The sequence below is a fragment of the Mesorhizobium sp. ZC-5 genome (assembly GCF_025753855.1).
Lineage (GTDB): Bacteria > Pseudomonadota > Alphaproteobacteria > Rhizobiales > Rhizobiaceae > Neomesorhizobium.
In genome coordinates this window covers 88150-114817 of sequence record NZ_JAOWPT010000011.1, presented here as the reverse complement: position 1 = coordinate 114817, position 26668 = coordinate 88150, and the positions used below count along the sequence as shown (strand labels likewise).

The following is a 26668-nucleotide window of genomic DNA, read 5'->3' as shown; positions in this document are numbered from 1 at the left end:
GACATCGCTCACGATGAATAGATAACGATTGTGCTTTCTAGGGTAATTTTGTGCTGCAAAAATTGATTGATCTTGGGCCAACCATGCGGATGGTGTCGCTGCCGCGATTCCGGCAGCGGCTGCACACGATGCCGACCAGCACGGGCTACGAAATCCGCGATGATGCGAACTATGATTGGAATGGCCGACGGCGCGGGCAAACGCCTTTTACGGTGTTGCAGCACACGATCGGTGGTGCTGGAAATCTGCGCTATGGCAACCGCAGTTACCGCATACTTCCCGGCGAGACCATGCTGTTGATGATCCCGCATGCGCACCGCTACTGGGTCGAGCCGGGTGGCAGATGGGAGTTCTTCTGGATCTCAATGAACGGTTCCGAGGCGCTGCGGATTCACAGAGAGGTGCTGTCTGTAACTGGCCCGGTGTTCAAGCTGCAATCGAAGACGATAGATCATCTGGCCGATTGTACGCTGCGCCTGGTCACTGGCGATGGGGCAACGCCTGCGCGGGCGTCGGCCATCTCCTATGAAGCGACAATGGCGCTCTACGACGACATATTCGGCCAGCATGCCAGCGAAACGATGGCGAACTCCGTGCTGACCCGAGTGATGGACCACATTGGCGCCCATCTGCACCACTCATTGCCAGTCAGCGAGCTGGCGAAATTGTCGGGGCTGAGCCGGGCGCACTTCTCACGGGTTTTCGCTGCGCAAGAGGGCATACCTCCAGCCGAATATGTGATGCAGAAGCGGCTCGACCGGGCAGTCAAGTTGCTCACCACGGCGGCGAACTTGCCGGTGAAGGACGTTTCGGCGATGTGCGGATTCGGAGACCCGAACTACTTCGCAAAAGTGTTTCGGCGCGCCTTCGGGGCCAATCCCACCGATTTCCGCACAAGCGGCATGTACGCCAGCATCGGCAACCGCCAGTTGACAAATGGAGCGTAGCAATCGCCGACGGGCAATCCTTCGTGCGCTAGATGCCGTAATGGGCCGGCGCTCCTCGCATAGCCAAGAAGGCGGCTGTCCCTCAATCGATTTGCCGCATCGCAGGAAACGATGGCCTCGTGATTGGCCTGGCTGCCATCGATGACAATGCGATCGGGCCGGGCCATGGTGCTCCAGAGCTTTCTTGAAAAAGCGCTTGGCCGCCGGCAGAGCGCGATGCTCGCTGAACCAGAATTCGACCGTGTCGCCGACGCCGTCGATGGCACGGTCGAGATACATCCACCGCCCGCGGACCTTGATATAGGTCTCGTCCGCATGCCATTTGCCGGTAACGGCACGCTTGCTGCGGTTGAAGGGGTCCGGAAGCCGCGGCGCGAAATGAATGACCCAGCGATGGATCGTCGGATGATCAACGCCGATGTACGTCGATCGGAACACCAGTTATTGTTTGCGACCGCGCTAGATGCACACTCGTCGCTGACGCATCTCAACCAACGGCCGTGCCGCCTTCGACGAGCGCCTTCCCTGGCTCGCAGGGCTCCACACACCAGAAGGGGATCGCGCCTACTTCAGGAAACATGTCTTCGTGGAGTGCGAGGTCTGGGGCGCGGCTGACGGCGAGACGATCGGCATTGTCGCTTTCCGCGAAGGCTGGATCGATCAGCTCTATGTGCTCCCACAGCACCAGGGGCGAGGAGCCGGCGATGCCCTTCTGCAGCGCGCGAAAGCAGCTTTTCCAGGCTTGCAACTTTGGACTTTTCAGAAAAACGCCCTCGCTCGCCGCTTCTATGAGAAGCGCGGCTTCATTGCGATCAAGGAGACTGACGGTCGCGACAACGAAGAGCGCGAACCTGACATTCTCTATCGCTGGCAACGGGCGAGATGAACCTGCACACCGTCAGACCGAAGGTCTTCTGCCGCCACATGTGGACCTTACAACCTGCAACAGGTGGGGGCTGGGCTAAGAGGGTGTTTGAGAATTAACGTTTGCGAGCCAGTTGAGCATGAGGCGGTGTGTCGACGGCGGTCGGCCGCCCGGTCGACATCCATGCTGATGCGGATCGGATCGTCATCCGCCAGGACGGCGTGGTCGTCGCCGAACATGCCCGCTCCTTCGGGCGGAACAAGACGATCTACGATCCCTGGCATTACGTCCCTGTACTTGCCCGCAAGCCCAGTGCGCTGCGCAACGGCGCGCCATTCCGGGACTGGGCTCTGCCACCAGCGATGGAGCGTATCCGACGCCGATAAAAAGCCGCGCATGACGGTATCGGCAGATGGTGTCGATCCTGGCCACGGTGTTGACCGACGGCATCGATGCCGTGGAGGCTGCCTGCCGGAACGCGCTCGATCAGAATGTCTGCTCATCCGCCGTCATCATCAACATCCTGGCGCGGCAGCGCGATCCGGCGCCGGTAGGCACCATTCTCACCCCGGACGCTCTTCGTCTGCAACACGAGCCGCAAGCCGACTGCGCCCGCTACGACAGCCTCAGGAGGGCAAGCTGATGGAACGCACGCAGGTTCTGGAACTGATGGGCACGCTGAAGCTCTACGGGATGCGGGGCGCCTATGACGAGGTCATTGCGACAGGCATCAAGCGCCAGCACGAGCCGCCGAGGATCGTCGGCGATCTGCTATCGGACGCCGATCGAGGGTCAGTTTTGGAAGCCGTTTGACACATCTAAGGACAGCCAAGCGGAGATTTTCCGTGGAATTTAATTAGTATTATTAAAGAATAATATTACGAATTACTTTCATTTGACTCGAATATATATTCATATAACTTGCCTCTACATCGGGGCGACATTCGTGAGGAGGAGGCGATGTCAAAGCGGAATGATGATGAGTGTGCGGTCGACCGGCGCAACTTTCTGAAGGTCATCGGCGTGGCGAGCGTCTCGACGACGATCCCCGGCGTCGCCATCGCTGCGGAGACCACCGCGATGGGGCACGGCCACGCCGCTCCTGCGCTGGGTTCACGGCCAGGCTACGTGTTCCTCAATCTCGACGAAGGCGGATTTATCGAGGCGGCCATCGATGTGTTGATCCCGTCGGATTCCACTGGGCCGGGAGCAGTGGAATCAGGGGTTGTCATCTATATCGATCGGCAACTGGGCGGCGCCTATGGCAGCGGCGCGCGGCTTTATCTCCAGGGGCCTTTTCAGGAGGGCGAGCCTGAGCAGGGATATCAACTGCCCTTTACACCCGCTGAACTGATCAAGGCCGGCATCGCCGACGTCGATGCCTATGCGCTCGAAAAGCATCAGAAGAACTTTGCCGCACTGTCCTTGGGTGATCGGGATGCAATCCTGAAGGAACTGGACGAGGGCAAGGCAACGCTCGCGACGGTGCCGGCGAAGATTTTCTTCGGCCATCTCTGGTCGCTGACCCAGGAGGGATATTTTGGCGATCCCATCCATGGCGGCAACACGGACAAGGCGGTCTGGAAGATGATCGGTTTTCCGGGCGTCGGCAATATCTATACGGATGCGATACTCGAGTATCGCAACAAGCCATATCCGGTAGAGCCGCAAAGTATCCAGGATTTCAGTTAGACGACGGTCCATACCGGGAGGATGTTATGGCGACAAAGTTGAAACCTGTTGACATCGTGATCGTCGGCCTAGGTTGGACGGGCGGCATCATGGCCAAGGAGCTTGCCGATACCGGTCTGCGTATCGTGGCTCTGGAGCGCGGCATACAGCGCGACACCGACCCGGATTTCGTCAGCGTCACCAAGGACGACGAGGTCCGCTACGTGCGTCGAAACGAGTTGATGCAGGACGTTACCAAGGAAACGATCACATTCCGCAACAACACCTCGCAGACCGCTCTTCCGATGCGGCGGCTCGGCTCCTTCCTGCCAGGCGATGGTGTCGGTGGCGCCGGCGTCCACTGGGCTGGTATCACATGGCGGTGGATGGAGTGGGATCATGAGGCGTATACGCGGACGGTCGACAGGTATGGCAAAAGCATCATCCCCGCGGACATGCAGCTTCAGGACTGGGGTGTGACATACGCCGAGCTTGAGCCCTACTATGAAAAATTCGAGATGCTCTGCGGCACTTCGGGCAAGGCAGGCAATCTCAACGGCAAGATCGTTGAAGGTGGAAATCCCTTCGAGGGCCTACGCAAAAGTGAGTATCCGACGGAGCCGCTGGTCCGGACGCAAGCCAATCTGCTGTTCGAGAAGGCAGCCCGGGAAAGGGGCCTTCATCCTTTCCCTCAGCCATCCTCGACAGCGTCTCAGCCTTACACCAATCCTGACGGCATTGACTTCGGACAGTGCCATTATTGCGGCTTCTGCGAACAGTTCGGCTGCGAGGCCAACGCCAAGGCGAGCCCGCACTTCACCGTCATTCCCCTCGCGAAAAAGAACCCCAATTTCGAGCTTCGAACACGATCCCGCGTGCTCAAGATCAATCTCGATTCAACCGGCAAGAAGGCAGTCAGCGTCACCTATCTCGACGCCCGAGGCAACGAGATCGAGCAACCGGCGGATCTCATCATCCTCTCCGCCTATCAGCTCTCGAACGTGCACCTCATGCTGCTTTCAGGGATTGGCCAACCCTATGATCCGGCGACCGGACAAGGCGTCGTCGGGCGCGGCTACACATATACGAACAGCGGTGGCGCAACGCTCTATTTCGACGAGAACACACACATGAATCCGTTCATGGCGACGGGCGGCACGTCGTCGGTCTGCGATGATTTCAACGGGGACGTCTATGATTTCGCCGAATTGGGTTTCATTGGCGGCCACCAATTGAGTGCCGGACATCAGGGCGCCCGGCCCATCGGCTATCATCCGACGCCGAAAGGAACGCCGAAATGGGGCTCCGAGTGGAAGGCGGCTGTCGCCCGCAGCTACAACCACACCATGGGCATCGGCGGCTCGGGGGCCGTCATGGCCTACAAGCAGAACTATCTCGATCTCGATCCAACCTACAAAGATGCCTTTGGCAGACCGTTGCTGCGCATGACGTTCGACTACACCGAAAACGAATACAAGATGTCGAACCATGCGGCGGATGTGGCGGTTGAGATGGCCAAGACACTCAACCCGAAATCGTTCACGCGCAACACCAAGAGCGGTCCCTATTCGATCGTGCCATATCAAAGCACGCACAACATGGGGGGCGCTTTGATGGGAACCGACCGGAGCACCAGTGCCCTCAATCAATATCTGCAATCCTGGGACGTTCCGAACGTCTTCGTCCTGGGTGCCACGTCCTTCAGCCACAATTCCGGGAAAAACCCGACAGGGCCGGTCGGTGCTCTAGCACTGTGGGCCGCTGACGCCGTGAAGAACAGATATCTTAAGAATCCAGGACCGCTTGCGCCCAGCTGAGTTCGAACTGTGTAGGAGAACTCTCAAAAGCGCAGGCGACGCCAGGCCGGTGCATAGGCAGTCCATCACGACAAACGTCTTCGCAGGCGTTTGACAGGCGTCTGGTTTTTGTCGCCATCGCTTCCGCAGGATCGACAATGTCGCGATCGCGTCGATTCACGCTCACCATGTTGGTCAGCACCGGTGAGCGCTTCTCCTCCTTTGGTCTTGAAGTGCGCTTCACCACCGACCGAACCCGGCGTTACAAGGGGTGACCTCGGATGGCCTCACTCTGGTACGCCCGGAAACAGTTTGGCTAGCAGGTCAGATGTGCTTATTGTCTGACAAACCTTGCTACTTTCCACTTGGTGGAAGCCACGCGTCAGGCCCTTTCTCGGAGGGCTTGCGCGGGGATTTTCGTAACGCGATGAAGAAGACGCAGCATAGAGCCGGCGTCACCATGAACTGGCATAAACGGTTGCAGGGATTGGTGGATGGAGGGGTGACGGTGCCTACGCCAACCTCTCAACCTCTAAGAGATTCCAAATTCGCCACCATCTCGTTCCCGCTCGATATTTGCGCGGCGCATGAAGACGGTATCCGAAAAGGAAAGCAGCGTGCGTGAGTGCGCCATCGGGGCCTAGAACAATCAGAAGGGAGACTGCCACTAAAGAGCACGGCAACTTCGGGGCTTGAGGATGCGGAACTCAAGCGCTGGCGGGCGGCAAACCGCTTGATGCACTTGACGAGGAGGAAATTCCATGACGATCCATGAATCCGTTGCGGGAACATCGGCGGCGCTTATGCCGCGACTGTTCTCCGATGGGCAGGTCCGATCTGCCCATTCGCTGGTCACTCACGACATCGCACTCGGGATTCTGCGCGGTGACCTGCCGCCAGATTCGCTGCTTCCCAACGAAGCCGACCTCATCGACAAATACGGCGTGTCGCGGACCGCGCTTCGAGAAGCCATAAAGACCCTGACAGCCAAAGGCTTTCTCATTTCCAAGACGAAGGTCGGCACACGTGTGCTGCACGAAGGTCATTGGAATATGTACGATCCCCAGGTGCTGACCTGGCGGGTCGAACTTGGGGTCAACGACATTTTCTTGCAGAATATCTACGAAGTCCGTCAGGCGGTCGAACCGGCGGCCGCCGCGTTTGCGGCGATCAGGCGAACGGACGAACATCTCGACGACATGCGGCAGTTTCTCGGGCGCATGAGTGCTCCCCGTCATACGCGCGAGAGCTACGCCGAACCCGACCTCGGATTTCACCAGCAGGTGCTGCTGGCCTCGGGCAATCCCTTCATGCAGTCCTTCAGCAGCGTCATAGAGGCTGCTATCCGTTGCTCGTTCCAGATCAGCGCGCCGGTGGACAGCGTAGAAAGGTTGCAGGTCTCCATCGACCGTCACGGAAAGGTGCTGGAAGCGATCGCGGACCAGGATGCGTGTAGCGCTTGCGAGGCGATGACCCAGGTGATCCGCGAAGGGATCGAGAACGCGCACTACCAACTCGCATCCAGTCCCCTGGTGATAACCATGCCGCTTCAGATGATGACCTGAGATTGGATGTCCGGTATCGCGGTGGCGATCGAATTTTCCGATCGCAAGCCTAGTCTAAAATCGCGCTGACCGTGCGCGCCGCGTCCGGAAAGCTCGTCTCGATTCCACCGGAGCCTTGCAGCTTCGGTAGAAAATCAGATCATTCAATGGTGACGTCGAAAGCAGTCCTCACCCGGCTCTCGAGCCTTGGTACGACTTCTTTCTTGACGATCTCCTCAAAGTGGCCCGTGTTACCATGGGCATCCAGTGCCAGTTGGTCCTTATACACTTCGTAGAGGAGGAGGATATTTTCATCCGATTGCGATTTGGACACCTGGTATAGGACACAACCTGGCTCTTTCGCTTTTACAAGATCCTTCATGCGTGCGAGGAGGCGCAGGACTTCGTCCATCTTCCCCTCCTTGACGGTGTAGATCACATTCAGCGCAATCATCGTTCACTCCGTTGTCGGATTCTACCTATCTTATGAGTACTGCCCGGAAATCGTTCACGTTCGTGTGCGTCGGTCCAGTGATGACAAGCCTGTCTTTCAGGTTGAAGTAGGAATAGGCGTCGTTGTTCTGAAGATAGGCGCGGGCCATATGCACGGGATCCTGAAGCGCCTGGCTGTCGAACCACGCACCGGCGTTGTCTTCCGACCCATCGATGCCGTCGGTATCGCAGGCGATGGCCGACGTACCGGGCTGCGATTGCAACTGGCACATCAGAGCCAGAAGAAACTCCGCATTGCGTCCACCGCGGCCATTCCCCTTGACCGTCACCGTCGTCTCTCCGCCGGAAATCAGCACGCAGGGCTTCCCCACCGGCTCCCCATAAGCGATCACCGATCGAGCGAGCCCGGCAAATACGGTGGCGACCTCCCGCGCTTCGCCCTCGATTGCGTCTCCGAGAATCAGCGGCGTCACCCCGAGCTTTCGTGCTTCCGCCGCCGCGGCGTCGAGCGCCATTTTCGGCGTGGCGAGGAAATGCGCATCGTTCTTCAACCCCACGCCATTCGAATGGCGGTTCTGCAGGATGGCCGAGCGGATCCTGGGCGAGATTTCAATCTGATATTCTTCGAGAATTTCCAGTGCGCCATCCGATTCCGGCGCGGCAAAGATCGTCGGGCCGGATCCTATGACGGACGGATCGTCGCCCGGCACGTCGGAGATCAGATAGGTCATGATGCTGGCGGGGAGGGCGGCAGCTGCCAGGCGGCCGCCCTTGATTGCCGAGAGGCTTTTGCGGACCTTGTTCATGGCGCCGATCGGCGCGCCGGATCGCAACATGACCTCCGTCAGCGCCTGCTTGTCTGCCAGGGTGATACCCGGCACCGGAAGCGATAGCAGTGCCGAAGCCCCGCCGGAGATCATGCAGACGACCAGGTCGTCCGGCCCCGCGGAGCGCGCAAGGTCTAGAATACGTTGTGCGGCCTGTTCGCCCGCCGCGTCGGGGACCGGGTGGCTTGCTTCGATAACCTCCACATAGCGGGTTTTGACCGCATGGCCGTAGCGGGTGACGACCAGTCCTTCGCAGGGCCGGTTCCAAGCCTCTTCGAAAGCTTGCGCCATGTCAGACGAAGCCTTGCCCGCTCCGATCACGATGGTGCGGCCCTTGGGCGGGTTCGGAAGACGATTCGCGAATTTCCCCTCGAGAGAGGCGACCTTCAAGGCCGAGTAGAACATCTTGTGCAGGATCTCCCGATCGCTCAGGCGCGTGATTTCCCTGCTTATGTCTGCGTGATCGTTTGGCACGATTTGCCTTTTGTGGGATGGTACGTCCGGGTGGCAGATGACGGGATTGGATGGACGTCAGGTAGCCGAAGCTATTTCGTGGTCCGCCATGATCTCGAGCGCATTCACCATGGCCGAGTGATCCCGGAGGGAGCCCCCGTGCGCCGCGCAGACGCTGAAGAGTTGCTGACAGGTTGCGGTATTCGGCAACGCCAACCGAAGCTGTCGCGCTCCTTCCAGCGCGAGGTTCAGATCCTTCTGATGCAGCTCGACCTTGAAACCGGGATCGAAGCTGCGCTTGATCATCCGCTCGCCATGTACTTCCAGAATCCGAGACGAGGCAAAGCCTCCCATCAGGGCGGCCCGCACACGCGCGGGATCGGCGCCCGCCTTCGACGCGAAGAGCAATGCCTCTCCTACGGCTTCTATGGTCACCGCGACGATGATCTGGTTCGCGACCTTGGCCGTCTGGCCGTCGCCGACGCTTCCTACGAGGGTTATGTTCTTGCCCACAAGATCGAAGAGCGGCTTGACGCGGTCGAAGGTTTCCTGCGTGCCGCCGACCATGATCGACAAAGTCGCCGCCTTGGCTCCGACCTCTCCGCCCGACACAGGGGCGTCGAGATAGTCGCAGCCTTTCTCGGCGATGCGGGCAGCAAATTCCTTGGTGGCTATCGGCGAAATCGAACTCATGTCTATAACGGTCTTGCCGTCGGTCAGGCCATCGGCAACGCCGCCCCTGGAGAACAGGACGGCTTCGACATCCGGCGTATCGGGAACCATCACGATGATGACGTCGGCCCGTTCGGCGACCTCGCGCGACGAAGCGCAGACGACGGCACCCTTCTCGAGCAGATCGCTCGGCGGCGAACTCCGGCTGTAGATCGCCATCTGATGTCCACCATCGACAATATGACCGGCTATCGGACGGCCCATGATGCCAAGGCCAATGAATCCGATCTTCATCTGCACTCTCCTGCTGTCCTTCATGAAGGCGAAATTTCTTGTCGCCGGCAGCACAAGCCGCCCATGTGTGTGCGTGACCGCCGACAGGCGCGCCGGCAGCAAACTGCCGGCCGCGTTTTTTGTTGGTAGGGGGGACTGCCCTTTCTACTTCGTGGAAGCGAAAGGCCCGACTTCGGGCTTGCCCTGCGTGTCGACGAGATCGCCCAGCTCTTCCTTGACGCCGCGCGTGATGGCGCCGGTCTCGGTGCCTGCCTGGAAGCAGGTGAAGTCCGGACGATCCTTCCAGGAAAGGGGCCCGCAAAGACGCACGCTGGCGCTTATGGCGGCGTCATGCACCATGTTGATCACACGCTCGTAGTCCGGATCGCCGACATCCCGCTTGTAGCCGGTGAAGTTGCCTAGATCGCCGCTTGCGGCGAAGATGCCGTCCACGCCTTCGACCTTGGCGATCTTGTCGACTTCCTGAAGACCGTCGAGCGTTTCGATCATCGGAATGAAGACCAGATTGTCGTTGATGGTCTGCCGATAACCGCCGGGGACCTTGCCCCACATGGCGTCGCCGAAGGCCTGGCCGCCACCGTTGCTGCGCCGCCCGAGTGGCGGGAAGAACGCCCAGTTGCGGGCTTCGATCGCTTCAGCCTCGCTGTCCACGGTTGGGACGACGAGAACCAGGGCGCCGGCATCGAGGGCATGCTGGATTTCACGCTCGTCGGTATAGGCAACCCGCACGCCGGGGACTGCCTTCGCGTGGGGGCAGGTCGCCCACATGCGGCCCACCTCTTCCCAGTCCTTCGAGCTGTGCTGCATCTCGACCCAGATGAAGTCGTAGCCCGCATTGGCCATGGCGCAATAGATTGCGGGGTCGGTGCCGGCAAAGACGGTGCCGCCGGTGACCTTCTCGCCCCGCATCATCTTGAGCTTGACGGGATTCCAGATCGCCGAATCGGCCGGCGCATCGAAGGTCTTCCCGTACGTCCATGTAGACTTGTCGAACGGGCCCTGGTTGACCGCGCCGGGCAGGGCATTGTCACGGGCACCGCTGTCCTGGCCGGCTTTCGCCGCTAGATCGTCCTGCGCAAGGGCGACAGGCGCGGCCATGGCCGCAATCAAACACGCAGCCGTAGCAGCAAAAAAAATCCTCATTTGTGTAATCCTCCCTGAAAAGGTGTGAGTTTGCAGAACGTTTCTATTGATCTAAAATTTACTAGTCAACATAGTAATAAAAGTATTATTATAGAACTCTAAGTGATCTATTTGTATTATTATAGCACAAATAAAATAGAAGATTGACATAATATGTACTTCAAATATTCTTTGGGAAATCAACGCGCGAATGCGCTTGGGTTCATTCGCGCCAAGGGAGGTTTTTCGATGGGTTTCAAGAGGAATGCTGTACTGGTCTGCGCTGCTGCGGCCGCCAATCTGCTCGCGAGCTGGGCGTCAGCGCAGGAGACGCTGCGCATCGGCATTCCGTTCCAGAAGGATTCGCATTTCGGGGTGGCGATCGACACATTCGCCGAGGAAGTCACCAAACGCACCAGCGACCGCTATCGGGTCGAGACCTTCTACAACGGCTCGCTGGGCGCGGAGCGCGAGTCGGTCGAGGCCGTCCAGCTCGGGACGGTGGACTTGACCTTCACCTCGACCGGCCCGGTTCCGAACTTCGTTCCCGAGGTCGCGGTGCTGGACGTGCCCTTCCTCTTCAAGGACTACGACAACGCGCGCGCCGTTCTCGATGGCCCGATCGGGGAGGGCCTGCTCGGACAATTCGACAACCATGGCATCCACGCGCTCGCATGGGCGGACAACGGTTTCCGCAACATGACGAACAACAAACTGGCCATCAGCACGCCGGAAGACCTGGCTGGCCTGAAGATGCGGACCATGGAAAATCCGATCCACATCGAAGCCTACAAGGAGTTCGGCGTAATCCCCACGCCGATGGCGCTTACCGAAGTTTTCGCGGCACTCCAGCAGGGTGTCGTCGACGGCCAGGAAAACCCGCTTTCGGTGATCGTCGCAAACCACTTCGACGAAGTGCAGAAATATGTGTCGATGACGGGCCATGTCTTTTCTCCCGCCGTCTTCCTGATGAATGCGGGGAAGTGGGAGGCTCTTTCGGACGAAGACAAGACCGCCTTCAAGGAGGCGGCGAAGGTTGCGGCCGCGGCCAATCGAGCGCGTGTCGATGCAGATGAAAAGGTCGGGATCGAATACCTGAAGAGCAAGGGCGTCGAGGTCGTGGAGAATGTCGACAAGCAGAAATTCATCGACGCGCTGGCGCCGGTCTATGCTGACTTCAGCGAGCGCTTCGGCGCCACCTTGCAAGAAATCCAAGCCGCTCAGAAATAAATCGGAAACGACCGGTCGGTGAAGCTCTGCTTGAGGTTTCACCTTGCGCCTTGCCGCCGGCGGGTCGCCTACCTTTCACGCAGAGTTAGCCAAAGATGAGAGAAGAGTTCCTACGCTGCGAACGTATCTTGACGCATGCGACATTGTGGCTGGCCTGCACGCTGTTCGGCATCGCCTCAATGATCGGCCTCATGCAGATATTCACCCGGTTCGTGCTCAAGCTGCCCACTCCCTGGAGTGAGGTATCAATCCGGATACTGCTGATCTGGATGGTCTTCATGGGTATCCCGATCGCATTCCGGCGCGGCGCCATGATCTCGGTAGATCTGATGTATCGCAAGTCCTCTCCCTGGTTCCGGCCCAAGCTTGAGATTTTCATAACGGCCGTCACGCTGGCGTTTCTCATCACACTCACCTGGTGGGGGATGCGATTCTCCCTGATGGCGGGCAATGTCCAAACGATCATCGGCCTGGAGCCGCTGAAGATGTTCTGGGCCTATATCTCGCTGCCGATCGGTTCCGCATTGGCGATGATCGCCGTGATTGGAAACTATCTAGAGCCCAAGCACGAAGAACTCGAAACCGCGCAGTGAGGCGAGCAAAATGCCGATTCTTCTTCTCATCGTCATGTGCCTCGGTCTTGCGTTCTCCGTTTCCGTCGCAATTTCCATCGGCCTGGCGAATATCCTCTATCTCTACACCACGAATTCTTCGCTGCTGATCCTGCCGAAGGAGATGTACAGCGCCATCGACAAGTTTCCCCTGGCGGCGATCCCCTTCTTCATCCTTGCCGGCAACATCATGGAGCGGGGCGGGATTTCGCTTCGGCTGGTGAATTTCGCCAAGTCCATCGTCGGCGGCGTTCAGGGCGGTCTCGCCGCGACCTGCGTGCTCACCTGCATGCTCTTTGCCGCAATTTCGGGTTCGTCCATCGCGACCACTTTCGCCATCGGCGCAATCCTTATCCCGGCGCTGGTGCGGCATGGCTATCCGGTGAACTATGCGGCCGCGTTGCAGGCAACTTCGGCCGAACTCGGCGTCATCATTCCGCCGTCCATTCCGATGATCCTCTACGGCGTCACCGCGCAGGTGTCGGTCGGCGAACTCTTCATTGCCGGTTTCGGCCCCGGCATCCTCATCAGTGGCGCGCTGATAGGCTATGTCCTCATAACGGCCCGCATTAGGGGTTACGGAAAGCAGGACCTCGATGGCAGGCTTTCCTTCTTCAAGGCGACCTGGCAGGCTCTTCCCGCGCTTATGCTTCCGGTTGTCATTCTCGGAGGGATCTACAGCGGTGCGACGACGCCGACGGAGGCGTCGATCGTTGCGGTTTTTGCGGCGATCGTCGTCGGCATGTTTCTCTATCGGGAACTGCGGCCACGCGACCTAGTCGTGGCGCTTGAGAAGTCCGTCATCTCGTCGGCGGTCGTGATGTTCATCATCGCGAATGCAGGCGTGTTCAGCTACCTCATCACCCGAGCCAACGTGCCGGATCATATGGCGGCCTGGCTGATCGAGAATTTGAGCAACCCCTACATGTTCCTGCTCGGCGTCAATCTCGCTTTGTTCGTGATCGGCATGTTCATCGAGACGAACTCGGCGGTGATCGTGCTGTCGCCCATCCTCGCACCGATCGCCATCAGTCTCGGCATCGATCCCGTCCATTTCGGTCTGGTCATGGTGGTCAATCTGGCGATGGGCATGATCACGCCGCCCTTCGGAGTGAATCTGTTCGCGGCCTGCCAGGTCGCCGGCATTTCCCTCGATCAGATCATCACGCGGCTCGTGGGTTTCGTTCTGGTGATCTGCGTGTGCCTGCTCATCATCACCTACTTCCCACCGATCACCCTGTTCCTGCGGGACTGGGTCTATCCCAGTCACCGTTAGGGCAAGCACACTGCTCAACCCATGGAGATCGTAGAATGAATCCCAAGAATACAGCCCTGGTCTTGATCGAATTCCAGAACGATTTCACCACGCCTGGCGGTACGCTCCACGACGCGGTGAAGCCCGTGATGGACAAGACCAACATGCTGCAGAACACGGTCGAGACCGTGAACAAGGCGCGCGGGCTCGGTGCAACGATCCTGCACGTGCCGATCAGCTTCGCCACCGGCTATGGCGAACTGCGGCAAGAGCCTTACGGGATCCTGAAGGGCGTGGTCGACTCGAACTCGTTCCTCAAGGGCGAGTGGGGCTCGCAGATCGTCGACGTGCTGACCCCCGACGCGGGCGACATCGTGGTCGAGGGTAAGCGCGGACTCTGCGGCTTCGAGAGCACCAATCTCGATTTCATCCTGCGCAGCCGGGCCATCACCGACATCGCGCTCAGCGGCTTCCTGACGAATTGCTGTGTCGAATCGACCATGCGTGTCGCATACGAGAAGGGCTACAGCGTCGTCACGCTCACAGACTGCACGGCGGCACTGAGCCAGGAGGAGCAGGACCACGCCTGCGCCAAGAATTTTCCGATGTTCTCGCAGCCCATGACCCACGAAGAGTGGCTCGCCGAACTGGGCGGCAAGGCAAAGTCCGAGGTCAAAACCCGCGGCTACGAAACGACCTGAAATCTGCAAGAGCCCCGCAAGCAAGGAGCTTGCAACATGCTGGCGCTCCGCTTGAGCGCGGCGGAGGAGTCCGCCGTCCATGCTGACAATCCACCGAAGTAGAGGAGATTTACGATGACGGACCATAAAGGTAGCCCTATCAAGGGTTTATCACGCCGTACGCTGTTCGGCGGCGTCGCTGCTGCGGCGGCGCTGCCGATCGTGGCGAAGGCGCAAACTACGGCCGGCGCCAACGAGCCGCTTGGTCCCAGGGGCACAGGCGCGCCAATCAACAGCACCGGCACGCAGGGGCTCCCGCAACAAGGCGGCTATGGCCCAATCCGGGTGCTATTCATCTCGAGCTACCATGCCTTCGACCGTGAGAATCTGTTCCGCATGCTGGACACTTTTGGCGAGGAGATCACCTGGTGCCATGTCGAGCATCCGGCGGCGGAGTATTTCTTCGATCCGGCGTTGGCCGAGGATTTCGACGTCTTCCTGTTCTACGACGCCTTCGCCGGCCGCAAGATGACCGGCATGGGGCCGAACGGGAGGTCAACCTACGACTATCCGCCGCCATCGGAAAAGCTGCAGGCCGATCTGAAGCAGCTGCTGACCAATGGTGACAAGGGTTTCGTTCTCTTCCACCACGCGCTCGCTTCATGGGTCCACAGTTGGCCCGCAGGTGTCAACGGCACCAACGCCTACATCGAGATGATGGGCGCGGCGGCCGACTGGGGTCTGGGAGTGAAGAATGTGCGCGGCAAAGACTATCCCAAGTCCGGCTACCGCCAGGGCACCGAACAGCGTATCACCGTTGTCGACACCGCCCATCCCATCACCGAAGGCGTGGGCGACTTCGACATCGTCGATGAGCCGTATCTCTGTCCCATCCTGGAAGATTCGGTGCATCCGCTTCTGCGTACCGATTTCGAGCCGACAGTGGAAAAATTCGCCCATGCGCCGAACGGCGCCAACGCCGGCGAAGGCCACCCGCCGGGCAGCAACCTCGCGGGCTGGGTCAAGACCGCCGAGAACACGCCAGTGGTCTACATACAGCCCGGCCACGACAATAATGCTTGGTCGCATCCGAGCTTTCGGCGATTGATGCTGAACGCGATCAAATGGTCCGCCTCGCCGGAGGCCAAGGAGTGGGCGCGGGCCAACGCAACGCGTATCTTTGTTTAGCAGTTGTACTACTGTGGCAGCATGTACATCGTCGCAGCCGCCGCGCTAAGGTGCGGGCCATTCGCATCGTAGCGATTTTAAAAATGGCGGGAGCCGTCGGGGCCTGACCGGCTCCCGCTAAAGTTGGCAATATTCCGATTTAGTGGTACCCGTCGATGCCCTGGCACGACGTGTACGATCCTGTCGCATATGTCTGGACGTCACACGTCACCCATATGGGTGATCCGACGTGATTTTATCGCCAATGAAAAGGTTGTTCGTCAGACCCGTCTTGGCCCGTCTCAGGAGCTCGACGTGGACGTCTGTAGCGAACTATCCGCGCAGCATCAGTGCCACGAGCTGGCTTTGACGGGTAGTCCCGGTCTTTGAGTAGACCGCTTTTAGCTGCGTCCTCACCGTATTGATGCTGATGCCCTTACTGTCGGCAAGTTCGCGGGGAGACAGTCCTTTGGCTATCGATTGGGCCAGCGCCAACTCCGCGGGGGTCAGTCCACAGCCCTCGAGCAGGGTGGCTGCGTCGGACTGGCTCTTCAACACCAGCGTAGCAATCGGAAGGTTTTCGAATATCTGATCGAAAATGAGTGGCGTGGCGTTGCGCTCAATCGGGGCTATCGTCGCCTCCACGGGCAGACCGTTTGTACGACTAATTAGGAAATTCCCCCGCAGCTTCTGGAAGTCAGCCCTTGCAATCGCGCCCAGTGTGGCGTGCAGTGCCCTCTCAGCCTGCGGGTCGTGGAGGTGAAAGTGCCCATCACGATCGACCCGCACGATTGATGCTTCGCTGTGCAACGTGCGTCCGGGACGATTGGCATGCACCAGTCGCCCCTTTCGATCGAGGAAAAATAGGGCATTGGGAGACATTTCGGCAGTTGATCGGTAGTCTTCCCCCTCGATCAGGCTGGGGATATGGCGCATTAGTTCGAACGACTGGGAGATATGCGGACCGATTATGGCCAGCGGCACATGGATAGCCGCACCTACAGGTCGGATACATGGCCGCACCAACCAGCAACGGCAAAGCTCAAGAACCCCTTGCCAACGGAGAGCCGTCCATACACGGCGCCAAAGGATGCCAGTCAGCAGCGCGCCTCTGTGTCGGCCATAGAGCCAAACTTTGCCTCCCAAGAGGCAGACATCGCGGGTGACCATGCTGGAGATCTTGGTCGCCATTTGAAGACATCTCAGCCCCAGCGAGTAACCGTCGGGAATGCTTATTCAGCGGACTATCTGGTTGGCTGCACTGGACCTTGATGTCTCCGGTGACGCTTATGGCTGGCCATCGCTCGCCGATTGTTAGCCTTCTTGTCTCTGGGCTTCATGCGAGATGCGCTTAGGTGCGTTGCAGGTTCGGCACCTCGTAAGTCCATACCCGAAACGATTTCAGGACATGCGGTCCGAAGGAATTGATGAGAGGTATGTCGGCTGCATCTCGGCCGCGCGCCACCACAATCCTGCCGATCCGCGGGACGTTGTTGCGCGGATCGAAGGTGTGCCATGTACCATCGAGGAACACCTCGATCCAAGCGCTAAAGTCCATCGGATCGGCGACTGGGACGCCGATGTCACCGAGATGGCCGTTGACATAGCGGGCGGGAATGTTGAGGCAGCGGCAGAAAGTCAGCGCCAGATGCGCGAAGTCGCGACAGACGCCGACGCGTTCGTTAAATGTCTCGAAAGCCGTCCGCGTCGCGCGAGCCTGCATGTAGTCGAAATGGATGTGGGCATGGACGAAATCGCAGATCGCCTGCACGCGGCCCCAGCCGGGCGGGATCGTGCCGAATAGGTCCCATGCAATCTGGCTGAGCCGGTCGGTCTCGCAATAGCGACTGCCCATAAGGTAGACAAGGCAATCGTCTGGCAGTTCCGGCACCGCGAGTTCCCGGGCTTCAGGGAGCACTCGGTCCGGTTTGCCGTCGTCCTTGATCGTGGCGTCACCCCACATCGTCAGGTCGCCGGCCGGTGCGACGAGGCGCCGGCATCGGTTGCCGAACAGATCGAGGTAGGTCGATACCGGAACGTCGGGAGTGGTGAACGTCGTTTCCGGATTTCTGATATCGGCCGCCCGATCCTCGTGGACTGATAGCAGGCATACCAACGCAGTGGGCTGCTGGCAGGTCAGCGTGATCTCATAGCCATAGCGGATCAACATGCGGGTGCGCCTAACGGAAAAACTGCGCCTGTCAGCATGTAGGACGTGCAGTGGCCATGAGGATAGACTTCACGTGCGATTTCATCGGCTGAACGGCCCGCTGCGTCGAAGGCACTGAGGAAATCCGCTGCACGCAGGTCCATCCTGCCCGGCATTGCCAACGCGCCCGTGCCGACAGAAAGCGGAACCCTCGAACATGCCCTGATAGCCGTCGCGAAATTCATTGTTCTGGCGTTTCATGATGATCGCCTTTGTTGATTGCATCGGCGTCGACAACACAGGAATGGAGTGTTTCGCCGTCTGCGTCGATTATGGTCATCGCGTCAGGTCGCTGCGGCATATCGAGAGTCTGTGACAGGCGCTGTCCGAATTCGATGGCATCGGCAACATCGTGTGCCTCCCGCACCTCGCGCCCAACGAGTGCATGCGCGTCATCGGAACTGCGGGTGCGGTAGAATTCGATCACTACCTTCATCGATGCGATCTCGGCAGATTACGCCAGCAGTCAGCGCTTGTCCTTGCCACCCGGAGCGTTTGCATTTGCAGCGAGTTTGATCTGGCTGCCAAACGTGCTTTCAGGTTTTGCCGCCGCCTTCTGCTTCTTCGGTTTACGAATTTCGCGATTGCTGCGTTGCTGGCCTTTGGCCATTTTTTAGGCTCCTTTGTTCGGGGTAGCGCCGCCTTGAGGCGTTTCCACTTCCTCAAGGCTGTCTTCGGTCGTAACCCGCTCGTGCCGCTCCTGGTCGCTGCGGATGCGGTATTGCGGTGAATTGTCCCGCGAGGGCAGCGTGCCGGTGATGCGGTAAAGTTCAGCGGTCCTGAGAGCCATGTCAAAGCTGCTCTGCAGGCGGACGGTCTGGCCAATCGCAAAACGATGGACTGGCAATTTCTGCCTATCTTGATCCATCATGCTCTTTTGTCCGATCCTGCTGTAACGCCGCTTCGAGTTCGGCATGATCGATCGCAATCAGTTGGCTTGTCCTGCTGTTCGACGCCACCGAAGGAAAATGGATGAACGTCGCGACGCGCCGATAGGCGAGCCAGGAAATTCCATCGATGAGTTCTTCGTCCTCGTCGATCGCATAATCGCCGGGCGGCAGGATCTCGTCGACCCCGCGCAGTGCGAAGGGCGCGGAGAAGTGGACGACGGAGTGGGTGGTGCGGGTCGACATGCATTTCTCACGGGTCTCGTTTTCGCCCCTAGATGAGACGGTTATCCTCCGCCGTTTGCCTGTCACGGCGGCGTGTTCCATCGGTATCGGCTTTGCGATGCCTGTCCGCGATCTCCTTGCGAATACGCTCGAACCGGTTTTCCTCGGTCTCTTTAAGGACAGGCGATACACTGGGTTTGGGTTGATAGGCGATCATCGTCAGGTTCCTTGCTCGGTGGGAAAAAGTCCGCCGAGCGTATGCCCGGCGGTTGGTCTTGTCGCGAGAGGTCAGATTGCGAGCGCGAGGGCACAACCTTCGGCGGCACGCCGGTCTGGAGATGTCTGCCCAGGCATGGTGGCCCAGCCACCGGTCTCGACGAACTGCCGCCGCTTGTAGCTGTCGGTTATGGCATTGAGCTCGATGAGCTTGGCGGCCGAATCAGGAGCGGCCTTGAACTTCTCGACGCAGACGACCGAAGCGAGTTCGCCGCGCGCCACGTCGCCGGCAGTCGTCGCCAGTGTCCGCGAGGTGCCGCCGGTGACCCATCCGCCCCAGCTGAAGCCGATGAACATGGTTGCAATCGCGGTCGCAACGCATGCCCAGGCAACCACCGATTTGGAGGGCTGATAGCTTTCCCAGCGCTGCGCCAGGGATTGTTTGGTGTTGTTCTGCACGGCCATGGAGATGGTCCTTCCGGTTTCCTGCTTCGGTTTCGTCTTCAGGCCGCGATGGCCGAAGGGTTGAGGCATCGGTCAGTAACCCATGCCACCGCCACCATTGCCGGCAGCAGGCGCATCTTTGGGCGGGATGTCGGTGATCATGGCTTCAGCTGTAATCAGCAGCGCCGCAATCGAGCCGGCGTCCTGCAGGGCGGTCCTCACCACCTTGGCGGGATCAACGATGCCCTCCTTGATCATGTCGACATAGGCTTCCGTCTGGGCGTTGAACCCGAGATTCTGGTTCTTGCCGTCCATCAGTTTGCCGACGACGATCGAACCCTCGACACCGGAGTTTTCGGCGATCTGCCGGATCGGCGCTTCAAGCGCCCGCATAACGATAGAGATGCCGGCCGTCACGTCGGCATTCGGTCCGGTGAGCGTCGCCAGGACGGTCCTGGCACGCAGCAGCGCTACGCCGCCGCCGGCAACGATGCCTTCCTCGACCGCCGCACGGGTGGCGTTCAGCGCATCGTCGATACGGTCCTTCTTTTCCTTGACCTCGGTCTCGGTCGCGCCGCCGACGCGGATCACGGCGACACCGCCGGCGAGTTTCGCCAGGCGTTCCTGCAGCTTCTCCCTGTCGTAGTCGGAGGTGGTTTCCTCGATCTGCGCCTTGATTTGCTGAACGCGCGCCGTGATGCCGGTCTTTTCACCGGAGCCGTCGATGATCGTAGTGGTGTCCTTGTCGATAACCACACGCTTTGACCGGCCGAGCATGTCTATGGTGACGTTTTCGAGCTTGATGCCGATATCCTCGGATATCAGCTGACCGCCAGTGAGGATGGCGATATCTTCCAGCATCGACTTGCGACGATCGCCGAAACCCGGTGCCTTGACCGCCGCGACCTTCAGGCCGCCGCGCAATTTGTTGACGACCAGCGTCGCCAGCGCCTCGCCCTCAACATCTTCGGAGAGGATCAGCAGTGGTTTTCCCGACTGCACCACAGCTTCGAGGATAGGCAGCAGAGCCTGCAGATTGCCGAGCTTCTTCTCGTGAAGCAGGATGTAGGGGTCCTCCAGCTCGGCGCGCATCTTTTCGGCATTGGTGACGAAATAGGGGCTGAGGTAACCGCGGTCGAACTGCATGCCTTCGACGACATCGAGTTCGGTTTCGGCGGTCTTGGCCTCCTCGACGGTGACGACACCCTCGTTGCCGACCTTGTCGAAAGCCTTGGCGATCATTTTGCCGATGGTGGCGTCGCCATTGGCGGCGATGGTGCCGACCTGGGCGATCTCGTCCGAAGACTTGACCTTCTTGGCGCGGGCCTGGATGTCCTTGACGACGGCGGTCACGGCCAGATCGATGCCGCGCTTCAGGTCCATCGGATTCATGCCGGCGGCAACCAGCTTGGCACCCTCGCGCAGGATGGAGGCGGCGAGGACAGTTGCGGTGGTGGTGCCGTCGCCAGCAAGATCGTTGGTCTTGGAAGCGACCTCGCGCACCATTTGCGCGCCCATGTTCTCGAACTTGTCCTCAAGCTCGATTTCCTTGGCGACGGTAACGCCGTCCTTGGTGATGCGCGGGGCACCGTAGGCCTTATCGATGATGACGTTGCGGCCCTTCGGACCAAGCGTCACCTTGACGGCGTTGTTCAATATTTCGACGCCACGCAACATGCGGTCACGCGCATCGGTGGAGAATTTGATTTCCTTGGCAGACATGGTTCTGTCCTGTTCGGGCTCGATTTAATTTTGCGGGCGAAGATTGCGATCAGGCGGCTTTCTTTTCAGCCGCCTTCGACTTGTCCGCCTTCGGCCTGTCGACGATGGCCATGATGTCGGCCTCCTTGACGATCAGCAGATCCTCATTGTCGATCTTGATTTCGGTGCCTGACCATTTGCCGAAAAGCACGATGTCGCCAGGGGCGACATCCAGCGGAACGAGCTTGCCGCTTTCGTCGCGGGAACCCGGTCCGACGACGACGACTTCGCCTTGCTGGGGTTTTTCCTTGGCATTGTCGGGAATGATGATCCCGCCTTTGGATTTGATATCGCCTTCCGCACGTCGAATGACGACGCGGTCGTGAAGTGGCCGGAATTTCATTTGGGAATTCTTTCTGCGGCCGGCGCATTGGGCAGCCACACACCTTCATACGCTCATTGGCACTCGATTGATAGGAGTGCCAGACATTTAATTCGCGAGCGCGAAATATTAAAAGTATTGCCTCGGGCAGTAATTTATCAAAAAAAGCCCGGCGGCGAATATTTATTTAAAATTGTTTTGCGCGGCACAGATCATTATCTGTGTGGTAGGGTAAATTTCTGGCCGATAATCAAATTACAAAGGAGGCCACCCGTGAAAAATCACCTTACGCCAGATATTTTTGTTTTCGATTACCGCAGCTTTTTGATCCGGGTTGCGGTCGCTGCCGCGCTCGTCGTCATCGTCTATTCGACGTTTTTTGGCGGTGCCTGGTAGCGCAATCTTTCCGCAGCGCCAGCTACCCCATCGGCTGCTGCGGGCTTTTATCCCACATTGAGAGGTGCCGTCATGAACGACTATAACCATCGAGAAGATTCCAAAGCGCGCGAACTGGGCATTTGGGAAAACGAAGGCGGCGCGCCGGATCACGGCGACATGAGCCACCATTACGGTCGACGGGTCGAACCGGACAAGTCGTGGACGATCTATCACGTTTTCAGCGGCGCGCCGGCGGAGCTGGAAGGCCGGCCGATGGCCGGCCTCGGCGAAACCGAAGCCACCTCGACGATGATCTTTCTTAATGCGCGCAATGCTAGGAGACGCCGGGCATCGAGTCTCCGGCAGACGTTTGCCACGCGGTTCTAACCGGAGCTTGAGATCATGACACTGACTTTTCCAAACCGAAGCCGCAGTTACGACGAAGCCGGGCAGCGTGTCCGCTTTATCGGCCATGACGGCATGTTTGAAATACCCTTCGGGGTCGAACTCGACGCGCTCGCAACCGCCAAATCGGCTGCACCGACGGCCGAAGCGGGCTATCTGGCGGCATTCGACAGCGCCCGCGATAAAATCCATGCCGTCGCGCAAAAAGCCTATTCGCACGGCCGCAGGAACGTCTACCTGCTGACACGAAGCGATTTCCTGTAACGCAGCGTCACGACCGCAACTGACCTTATCCAGGCATTGCAGTTTGTTGTAAGGGTCAGGTTCCGACAATGCCCACACCTGATCCGCTCTAGAATATTCGCAGGCCCGAAGCTGCCGGTCTGCTCTCGGCCCCGAACCTGCCAGGCCGCAACGCGCCCGTTGTTGCCTTTCGTTGCTCGCGCCGGCCATCCTGATAGCTGCCATTCTTCATTTAGACGGGCAGCCACGACAAACGGTCGCCCTTGGGACCTATCTGAGAACGGGCGTTATCCATCGGGTGCGAAAAGAGAGGTTAATTTCGACTTGCGGCGTCAGTCTAGTCAGTGCGTGAGAAACTGTTATGTTCCGTCAAAAGGGAGGGGGTATCTACTTGCGAAGTAATGTTAGCCTATGGCCAGTCGCGATTGCGCCCCTTGTTGCGTGGTGCCGTGACCAGCGCGGTCGCAAGCTTCGTGCACGATAATATTTGATGTCGGCAGTTCCGCGCTACAGCGCGGCTTTACACCGGTCCCGGCGCCCTATCTGACGGACGAGGTCCCGCTTGACCAACTATGGCCAAGCTTAAGTCGCGGCGATCGCAAGACCTGGCAAAACCTCCTCGATCAACACCGCGTCATCATCCTCGCTGATGCCGGCGCAGGTAAAACCTATGAGCTGAAATCAGCGGCTGAACGCATGGCCAGCGCTGGTCAGCCGTCATTTTTCCTGCGGCTTGAAGACATCGATGACACCTTTGGCTCCGCCTTCGAGGTGGGGTCTTCAGGATCGTTCGAAGCTTGGCTGCACGGGTCCGACGAAGCTTGGTTCTTCCTCGACTCTGTCGACGAAATCCGTCTTTCCGAGCCGCGTGCATTCGAATCGGCGATTGGCGCCTTCGCGGCACGTCTCCAGGGAGCGCTGCAACGGGCGCACATTTATATTTCAAGCCGCCCCTATGCGTGGCGTCCCTCAATTGACCAGGCACTGATCAACGAGCTCCTCCCGCACGAACGCCTTCGTAAAGAGGCAACTGGAGAAGAGGCGGAAGCCGAAGATGCTTGCCGGCTACGCCTGGGTGATGCCGGACGTCGGCGGCATCCTGCGGGTGCGCTTCGACGAATGGGTCCGCCGCGACGGCGTGGCGGTACCGAAAAATGTGATCTCGACCGCCTCGATCTCTGCCACCAAGGCACTTGTCTTGTCATCGGACCGGATTGCCGCGGGTCCGATCCACGCCTTCGAGAAAGACCTGCGCGATGGTACGCTGGTAAAACTTGGCGGCACCTGGTCGGCGATGATGCGGGAGTTCAGCCTCTATCGGAAGGCCGAGGCGGAAAAATCGCCGATCGTCGTTCTTTTCGTGGCGATGCTGCGCGAACTGCTGAAGGAAATTCCTTCCCTTCAACCCATCGCGACGTCGTAGCGAGATTGCGACTGAGCCGCGCTGCCTATACGCAACCAATCCACTCTATCGATGGTAACGGAAACCTGGAATGAGCCTGGACGGGGCTGTCACATTGTCTTCTCGGTAAAGGTTTGACGCTAGGCATCGGCACATGTCTGAAGCCGCTGCCCGTTACAAGAACCATCGCTTTCCGCCGGAGATCATCGCGCGAGCCGTTTGGCTCTACTACCGGTTTCCGTGGCTCTGTCGCAAACTCGAAGGTGAGACGCGGAAAGGCTTCTGCTCATTTTTTACGCGGCCAGGACTTCAAACTGTTCGACAAGTGACGGTGCTGGATTGTGCGCGTACCTCGCCTGTCGTTTCCGCATCATGTAAATCATTTCAATGCCGCACAGGATGGTTGCTGCGCAGGTGGTCGATTTTGAAGCCGAGCATGGGCCGGATCCGGCGCTTGATTCGACGATGGTCCTGTTCGATCCTGTTGTTCAAGTATGGACTTTGCCGGATGCGGATCCGCTTCAGTAGCCGTTGCGATCCCGAAGCCGGCTCTCGCCATCGCACGCAATGATTGCTTCCCGGTTAGTCTGGTTACCATCAATGACGATACGATCTGGTCGGCCATGACGGTTCAGCGCTTTGCGGATGAAGCGCTTGGTGGTCGGCAGATCACGGTTTTCGCTGAAGAAGAACTCGACCGTGTCGCCCACGCTGTCGACGGCGCGGTAGAGATACATCCAGCGGCCGCGCACCCGGATATAAGTTTCATCAACGTGCCACTTGCCGGTGACCGAACGTTTTCTCCGGTTGAAGCGTTCAAGCAGCAGCGGCGCGAAATGAACGACCCAACGATGGACCGTGGAATGGTCGACGTGAATGCCGCGCTCGGCCATCATCACTTCCAGATCACGAAGGCTGAGATTATAAGCCAGATACCAGCGTACGCACAGCAGGATTGCCGTTTGGTCGAAGTGGCGGCCACTGAACATCGACGAGCTCCCCTGAAATGGAAGAGCTTTCATGCTCCAGACAACGTTACCGTGCCGTTTGCGACAGAGCCCCGTGAAGCGTGGGGTGACTTGCCAGCAGGAACGACGCACCCAGCCAGCGTTCACTCGTGCGGCGTATGAACCGCAAACCATGCCCAGTGGATGTGTAGCCCTGTCGCTCTGTTCGAACCGACGCGTGAGCCCACTCTCCAGTATCGATCTCAAGACCGGCCTCGACCAACTTTTCTGCCATGTGTAAACTCTCTGCTTAAGAGCAGCGCGGCGCAACATGCGTATGCGAGAGGAACACTTGAACCGTGCGGAGATCGGCGGTGTTCGGATACAGCGACCTGTTCTGTCGCAGATTTGGATTTAGGCAGTTTTGTGACGGTATTTTTGACGGTATGCAAAAAATTTGAAAGATTATTCCTGATTGAAATCAAAGGTTTATGTGCTAGGATATAATGGAGTGGGAGTGACCCGGCGTCCTTCGCGACCTATCGGTAAACAGACCTAGCCTATCTGACGGCCTTTCCTGGCGGACTCCGTCAGGAGGTGTCGCGACGCTCCAGCGCCCAGAAGGCCAAGCCGTGGACGACGTCAAGAACCTCGTGGACCTCGTGGTCTGGCTTTCGGCGCCAGCCGGGCGGGCGGCCGGGGCGCAGTGGCCAGTTCCGATGCGGCCGGCGGCCGACTTGTGGGAGATGGCCACTTTGCGTGGTGGTGTCACGGCTTTTTTCCTCCGCGCGGATCGCGTCGCGGCGCGCGCGCCAGCGGGCGAAGCGTTTTGCCTGGCGCGGCTGGCCGTCGAGAGCCGAGGAAAGTGTGGCGAGCCGGCGGCCGAGGCGCGTGGTGTCGACCGGGTCGCCGGGCGCTGGCATGCGGCGGGGCACGATGGGAAACGGCGTGGTAATGCCGGGCACCGAGATGCGCGGCACGCTGTTGGCGGCCGGACGGCGGGCGCGGATATTCCAGCGCGGAAGCCGGTCGAAAAGCGGCAGGGTGAGCGGACGGGTGACGTGCGGTTTTGCGATGCCCCCTCCACCGCCGGAGACTGTCGCTCTGCCCCCTCCACCGCCTTCGGCGGTCCCCCTCCCCCGCTGTGCAAGGGAGGATCCGAAGCGGTGAAGCCGGCACGACCTTGATCCTCTCCCGTTTACGGGGGAGGGGACCACGCGGAGCGTGGTGGAGGGGGCGGAACGATAATGCCGCGCGCCGCCACGATGATCAGCCGCCGCGTCGCCGCTTCGGCCGGACGCAGCAAACGGAGCACGGCGCGGTGGAGATGGCGGGGAAGGGTACCCCCACCCCTAACCCCTCCCCGCAAGGGGGAGGGGAATCCGGGGTCAGCGCCGGCGAGCCCGGCCATGGCGACGAGTGCGGCCAGGATGCGCTTCAGCGCCTCCCGGTTCTTCTCGATTGCCGCAGTCCAGTCCATCGCCGTTCCTTCCAAACTGTGAGAAGGATTATGCGGGTGGTTGGAAGGGTGGGGATAAAGGGGAGAAAATATTCCTGACAGATGCTGACAGGGGGACCACCCGTCGTAACCTTGCCTGAAAGTGGGGTTTGCGATAAGTGGAGCTTAATTCTCATATTAAGA

General features: G+C 59.3%; 31 protein-coding genes and 4 pseudogenes. 17 read left to right on the top strand and 18 right to left on the bottom strand.

Features of this window, described 5'->3' with window-relative positions:
• Nucleotides 1–83: 83 nt before the first annotated feature.
• Nucleotides 84–947, top strand: a complete 864-nt coding sequence (locus OHD58_RS23540; RefSeq protein WP_263806102.1) for an AraC family transcriptional regulator — start codon at nt 84–86, stop codon at nt 945–947.
• Nucleotides 948–1024: 77 nt separating this feature from the next.
• Here the strand turns inward: OHD58_RS23540 and OHD58_RS23535 are convergent.
• Nucleotides 1025–1367, bottom strand: a pseudogene (locus OHD58_RS23535) (IS6 family transposase); the annotation flags it as partial.
• A gap of 166 nt (nt 1368–1533) precedes the next feature.
• On the opposite strand from OHD58_RS23535, the gene OHD58_RS23530 reads away from it, so the two are divergent.
• From OHD58_RS23530 to OHD58_RS23500, 7 genes and pseudogenes are all read left to right on the top strand, one after another.
• A complete protein-coding gene (locus OHD58_RS23530; RefSeq protein ID WP_318528289.1) occupies nt 1534–1833 on the top strand; it encodes a GNAT family N-acetyltransferase in 300 nt (99 codons plus the stop codon).
• Nucleotides 1834–1964: 131 nt separating this feature from the next.
• Nucleotides 1965–2522: pseudogene (locus tag OHD58_RS23525) on the top strand (Mu transposase domain-containing protein); the annotation flags it as partial.
• Nucleotides 2482–2586 (top strand): annotated as a pseudogene (locus OHD58_RS23520) (IS21-like element helper ATPase IstB); the annotation flags it as partial. The pseudogenes OHD58_RS23525 and OHD58_RS23520, both read left to right, overlap by 41 nt.
• Nucleotides 2587–2772: 186 nt before the next feature.
• Nucleotides 2773–3504 carry a gluconate 2-dehydrogenase subunit 3 family protein gene (locus tag OHD58_RS23515; RefSeq protein WP_263805988.1) on the top strand — a complete coding sequence of 244 codons (732 nt, stop codon included), beginning with the start codon at nt 2773–2775 and terminating at the stop codon, nt 3502–3504.
• 26 nt (nt 3505–3530) lie between these two features.
• Nucleotides 3531–5300 (top strand): GMC family oxidoreductase, encoded by a 1770-nt coding sequence (locus OHD58_RS23510; RefSeq protein WP_263805987.1) that lies wholly within the window; start codon nt 3531–3533, stop codon nt 5298–5300.
• Nucleotides 5301–5706: 406 nt separating this feature from the next.
• Nucleotides 5707–5904 carry a hypothetical protein gene (locus OHD58_RS23505; RefSeq protein WP_263805986.1) on the top strand — a complete coding sequence of 66 codons (198 nt, stop codon included), beginning with the start codon at nt 5707–5709 and terminating at the stop codon, nt 5902–5904.
• Between the two features lie 136 nt (nt 5905–6040).
• The gene (locus OHD58_RS23500) at nt 6041–6844 is read left to right on the top strand and encodes a FadR/GntR family transcriptional regulator (protein ID WP_263805984.1); all 804 of its coding nucleotides are present in this window, start codon (nt 6041–6043) and stop codon (nt 6842–6844) included.
• A gap of 139 nt (nt 6845–6983) precedes the next feature.
• On the opposite strand, the gene OHD58_RS23495 is transcribed toward OHD58_RS23500, so the two are convergent.
• The 4 genes from OHD58_RS23495 to OHD58_RS23480 all read right to left on the bottom strand — a co-directional run bounded on the left by OHD58_RS23495 (nt 6984) and on the right by OHD58_RS23480 (nt 10620).
• Nucleotides 6984–7277 carry a putative quinol monooxygenase gene (locus tag OHD58_RS23495; protein WP_263805983.1) on the bottom strand — a complete coding sequence of 98 codons (294 nt, stop codon included), beginning with the start codon at nt 7275–7277 and terminating at the stop codon, nt 6984–6986.
• A gap of 25 nt (nt 7278–7302) precedes the next feature.
• Complete coding sequence (locus OHD58_RS23490) at nt 7303–8508, bottom strand: glycerate kinase (protein ID WP_263805982.1); 1206 nt, start codon at nt 8506–8508, stop codon at nt 7303–7305.
• Nucleotides 8509–8634: 126 nt separating this feature from the next.
• The gene (gene glxR, locus OHD58_RS23485; protein WP_263805981.1) at nt 8635–9522 is read right to left on the bottom strand and encodes a 2-hydroxy-3-oxopropionate reductase; all 888 of its coding nucleotides are present in this window, start codon (nt 9520–9522) and stop codon (nt 8635–8637) included.
• Nucleotides 9523–9666: 144 nt separating this feature from the next.
• The gene (locus tag OHD58_RS23480) at nt 9667–10620 is read right to left on the bottom strand and encodes an HpcH/HpaI aldolase family protein (protein ID WP_263805980.1); all 954 of its coding nucleotides are present in this window, start codon (nt 10618–10620) and stop codon (nt 9667–9669) included.
• Nucleotides 10621–10893: 273 nt separating this feature from the next.
• Here OHD58_RS23480 and OHD58_RS23475 point away from each other — a divergent pair, with 273 nt between their 5' ends.
• The 5 genes from OHD58_RS23475 (at nt 10894) to OHD58_RS23455 (ending at nt 15608) form a co-directional block, all read left to right on the top strand.
• Nucleotides 10894–11874: a DctP family TRAP transporter solute-binding subunit gene (locus tag OHD58_RS23475; RefSeq protein WP_263805979.1), complete on the top strand. Its 981-nt coding sequence runs from the start codon at nt 10894–10896 to the stop codon at nt 11872–11874.
• A 128-nt stretch (nt 11875–12002) separates the two neighbouring features.
• Nucleotides 12003–12467 carry a TRAP transporter small permease gene (locus OHD58_RS23470; protein WP_263805978.1) on the top strand — a complete coding sequence of 155 codons (465 nt, stop codon included), beginning with the start codon at nt 12003–12005 and terminating at the stop codon, nt 12465–12467.
• Between the two features lie 10 nt (nt 12468–12477).
• On the top strand, nt 12478–13761 hold the full coding sequence (locus OHD58_RS23465) for a TRAP transporter large permease (protein WP_263805977.1): 1284 nt from the start codon (nt 12478–12480) through the stop codon (nt 13759–13761).
• A 35-nt stretch (nt 13762–13796) separates the two neighbouring features.
• A complete protein-coding gene (locus tag OHD58_RS23460; protein ID WP_263805976.1) occupies nt 13797–14441 on the top strand; it encodes a cysteine hydrolase in 645 nt (214 codons plus the stop codon).
• A 114-nt stretch (nt 14442–14555) separates the two neighbouring features.
• Complete coding sequence (locus OHD58_RS23455; protein ID WP_263805975.1) at nt 14556–15608, top strand: ThuA domain-containing protein; 1053 nt, start codon at nt 14556–14558, stop codon at nt 15606–15608.
• A 312-nt stretch (nt 15609–15920) separates the two neighbouring features.
• Here the strand turns inward: OHD58_RS23455 and OHD58_RS23450 are convergent, their stop codons facing one another.
• From OHD58_RS23450 to OHD58_RS23405, 10 genes are all read right to left on the bottom strand, one after another.
• Nucleotides 15921–16778 (bottom strand): helix-turn-helix transcriptional regulator, encoded by an 858-nt coding sequence (locus OHD58_RS23450; RefSeq protein WP_263805974.1) that lies wholly within the window; start codon nt 16776–16778, stop codon nt 15921–15923.
• Nucleotides 16779–16938: 160 nt separating this feature from the next.
• On the bottom strand, nt 16939–17757 hold the full coding sequence (locus OHD58_RS23445) for a transglutaminase-like domain-containing protein (RefSeq protein ID WP_263805972.1): 819 nt from the start codon (nt 17755–17757) through the stop codon (nt 16939–16941).
• A gap of 220 nt (nt 17758–17977) precedes the next feature.
• Entirely contained in the window at nt 17978–18232 is a 255-nt protein-coding gene (locus OHD58_RS23440; protein ID WP_263805970.1) for a hypothetical protein, read from the bottom strand.
• Between the two features lie 30 nt (nt 18233–18262).
• Complete coding sequence (locus tag OHD58_RS23435; protein ID WP_263805969.1) at nt 18263–18406, bottom strand: hypothetical protein; 144 nt, start codon at nt 18404–18406, stop codon at nt 18263–18265.
• Nucleotides 18407–18409: 3 nt separating this feature from the next.
• Complete coding sequence (locus OHD58_RS23430) at nt 18410–18586, bottom strand: hypothetical protein (RefSeq protein WP_318528288.1); 177 nt, start codon at nt 18584–18586, stop codon at nt 18410–18412.
• Nucleotides 18587–18650: 64 nt separating this feature from the next.
• Nucleotides 18651–18929 (bottom strand): hypothetical protein, encoded by a 279-nt coding sequence (locus OHD58_RS23425; protein WP_263805967.1) that lies wholly within the window; start codon nt 18927–18929, stop codon nt 18651–18653.
• 28 nt (nt 18930–18957) lie between these two features.
• Nucleotides 18958–19125 (bottom strand): hypothetical protein, encoded by a 168-nt coding sequence (locus OHD58_RS23420; protein ID WP_263805966.1) that lies wholly within the window; start codon nt 19123–19125, stop codon nt 18958–18960.
• A 71-nt stretch (nt 19126–19196) separates the two neighbouring features.
• Nucleotides 19197–19589: a hypothetical protein gene (locus tag OHD58_RS23415; protein ID WP_263806099.1), complete on the bottom strand. Its 393-nt coding sequence runs from the start codon at nt 19587–19589 to the stop codon at nt 19197–19199.
• A 72-nt stretch (nt 19590–19661) separates the two neighbouring features.
• On the bottom strand, nt 19662–21290 hold the full coding sequence (gene groL / locus OHD58_RS23410; RefSeq protein ID WP_263805965.1) for a chaperonin GroEL: 1629 nt from the start codon (nt 21288–21290) through the stop codon (nt 19662–19664).
• 49 nt (nt 21291–21339) lie between these two features.
• The gene (locus OHD58_RS23405; protein WP_263805964.1) at nt 21340–21672 is read right to left on the bottom strand and encodes a co-chaperone GroES; all 333 of its coding nucleotides are present in this window, start codon (nt 21670–21672) and stop codon (nt 21340–21342) included.
• On the opposite strand from OHD58_RS23405, the gene OHD58_RS23400 reads away from it, so the two are divergent.
• The 4 genes from OHD58_RS23400 to OHD58_RS23385 all read left to right on the top strand — a co-directional run bounded on the left by OHD58_RS23400 (nt 21673) and on the right by OHD58_RS23385 (nt 24100).
• Nucleotides 21673–22047: a hypothetical protein gene (locus OHD58_RS23400; RefSeq protein ID WP_263805963.1), complete on the top strand. Its 375-nt coding sequence runs from the start codon at nt 21673–21675 to the stop codon at nt 22045–22047.
• A 72-nt stretch (nt 22048–22119) separates the two neighbouring features.
• The gene (locus OHD58_RS23395) at nt 22120–22416 is read left to right on the top strand and encodes a hypothetical protein (RefSeq protein WP_263805962.1); all 297 of its coding nucleotides are present in this window, start codon (nt 22120–22122) and stop codon (nt 22414–22416) included.
• Nucleotides 22417–22431: 15 nt separating this feature from the next.
• On the top strand, nt 22432–22698 hold the full coding sequence (locus OHD58_RS23390; protein ID WP_263805960.1) for a DUF1488 domain-containing protein: 267 nt from the start codon (nt 22432–22434) through the stop codon (nt 22696–22698).
• A 1009-nt stretch (nt 22699–23707) separates the two neighbouring features.
• Nucleotides 23708–24100, top strand: coding sequence for a LysR substrate-binding domain-containing protein (locus tag OHD58_RS23385; RefSeq protein ID WP_263806098.1), 393 nt, complete (start codon nt 23708–23710; stop codon nt 24098–24100).
• A gap of 272 nt (nt 24101–24372) precedes the next feature.
• On the opposite strand, the pseudogene OHD58_RS23375 reads toward OHD58_RS23385, so the two are convergent.
• The 3 genes and pseudogenes from OHD58_RS23375 to OHD58_RS23365 form a co-directional block, all read right to left on the bottom strand.
• Nucleotides 24373–25068, bottom strand: a pseudogene (locus OHD58_RS23375) (IS6 family transposase).
• A 548-nt stretch (nt 25069–25616) separates the two neighbouring features.
• Complete coding sequence (locus OHD58_RS23370; RefSeq protein ID WP_263805959.1) at nt 25617–26243, bottom strand: hypothetical protein; 627 nt, start codon at nt 26241–26243, stop codon at nt 25617–25619.
• Entirely contained in the window at nt 26225–26506 is a 282-nt protein-coding gene (locus OHD58_RS23365; protein WP_263805957.1) for a hypothetical protein, read from the bottom strand. Before OHD58_RS23365 ends, OHD58_RS23370 begins: the two co-directional genes overlap by 19 nt.
• Nucleotides 26507–26668 lie beyond the last annotated feature (162 nt).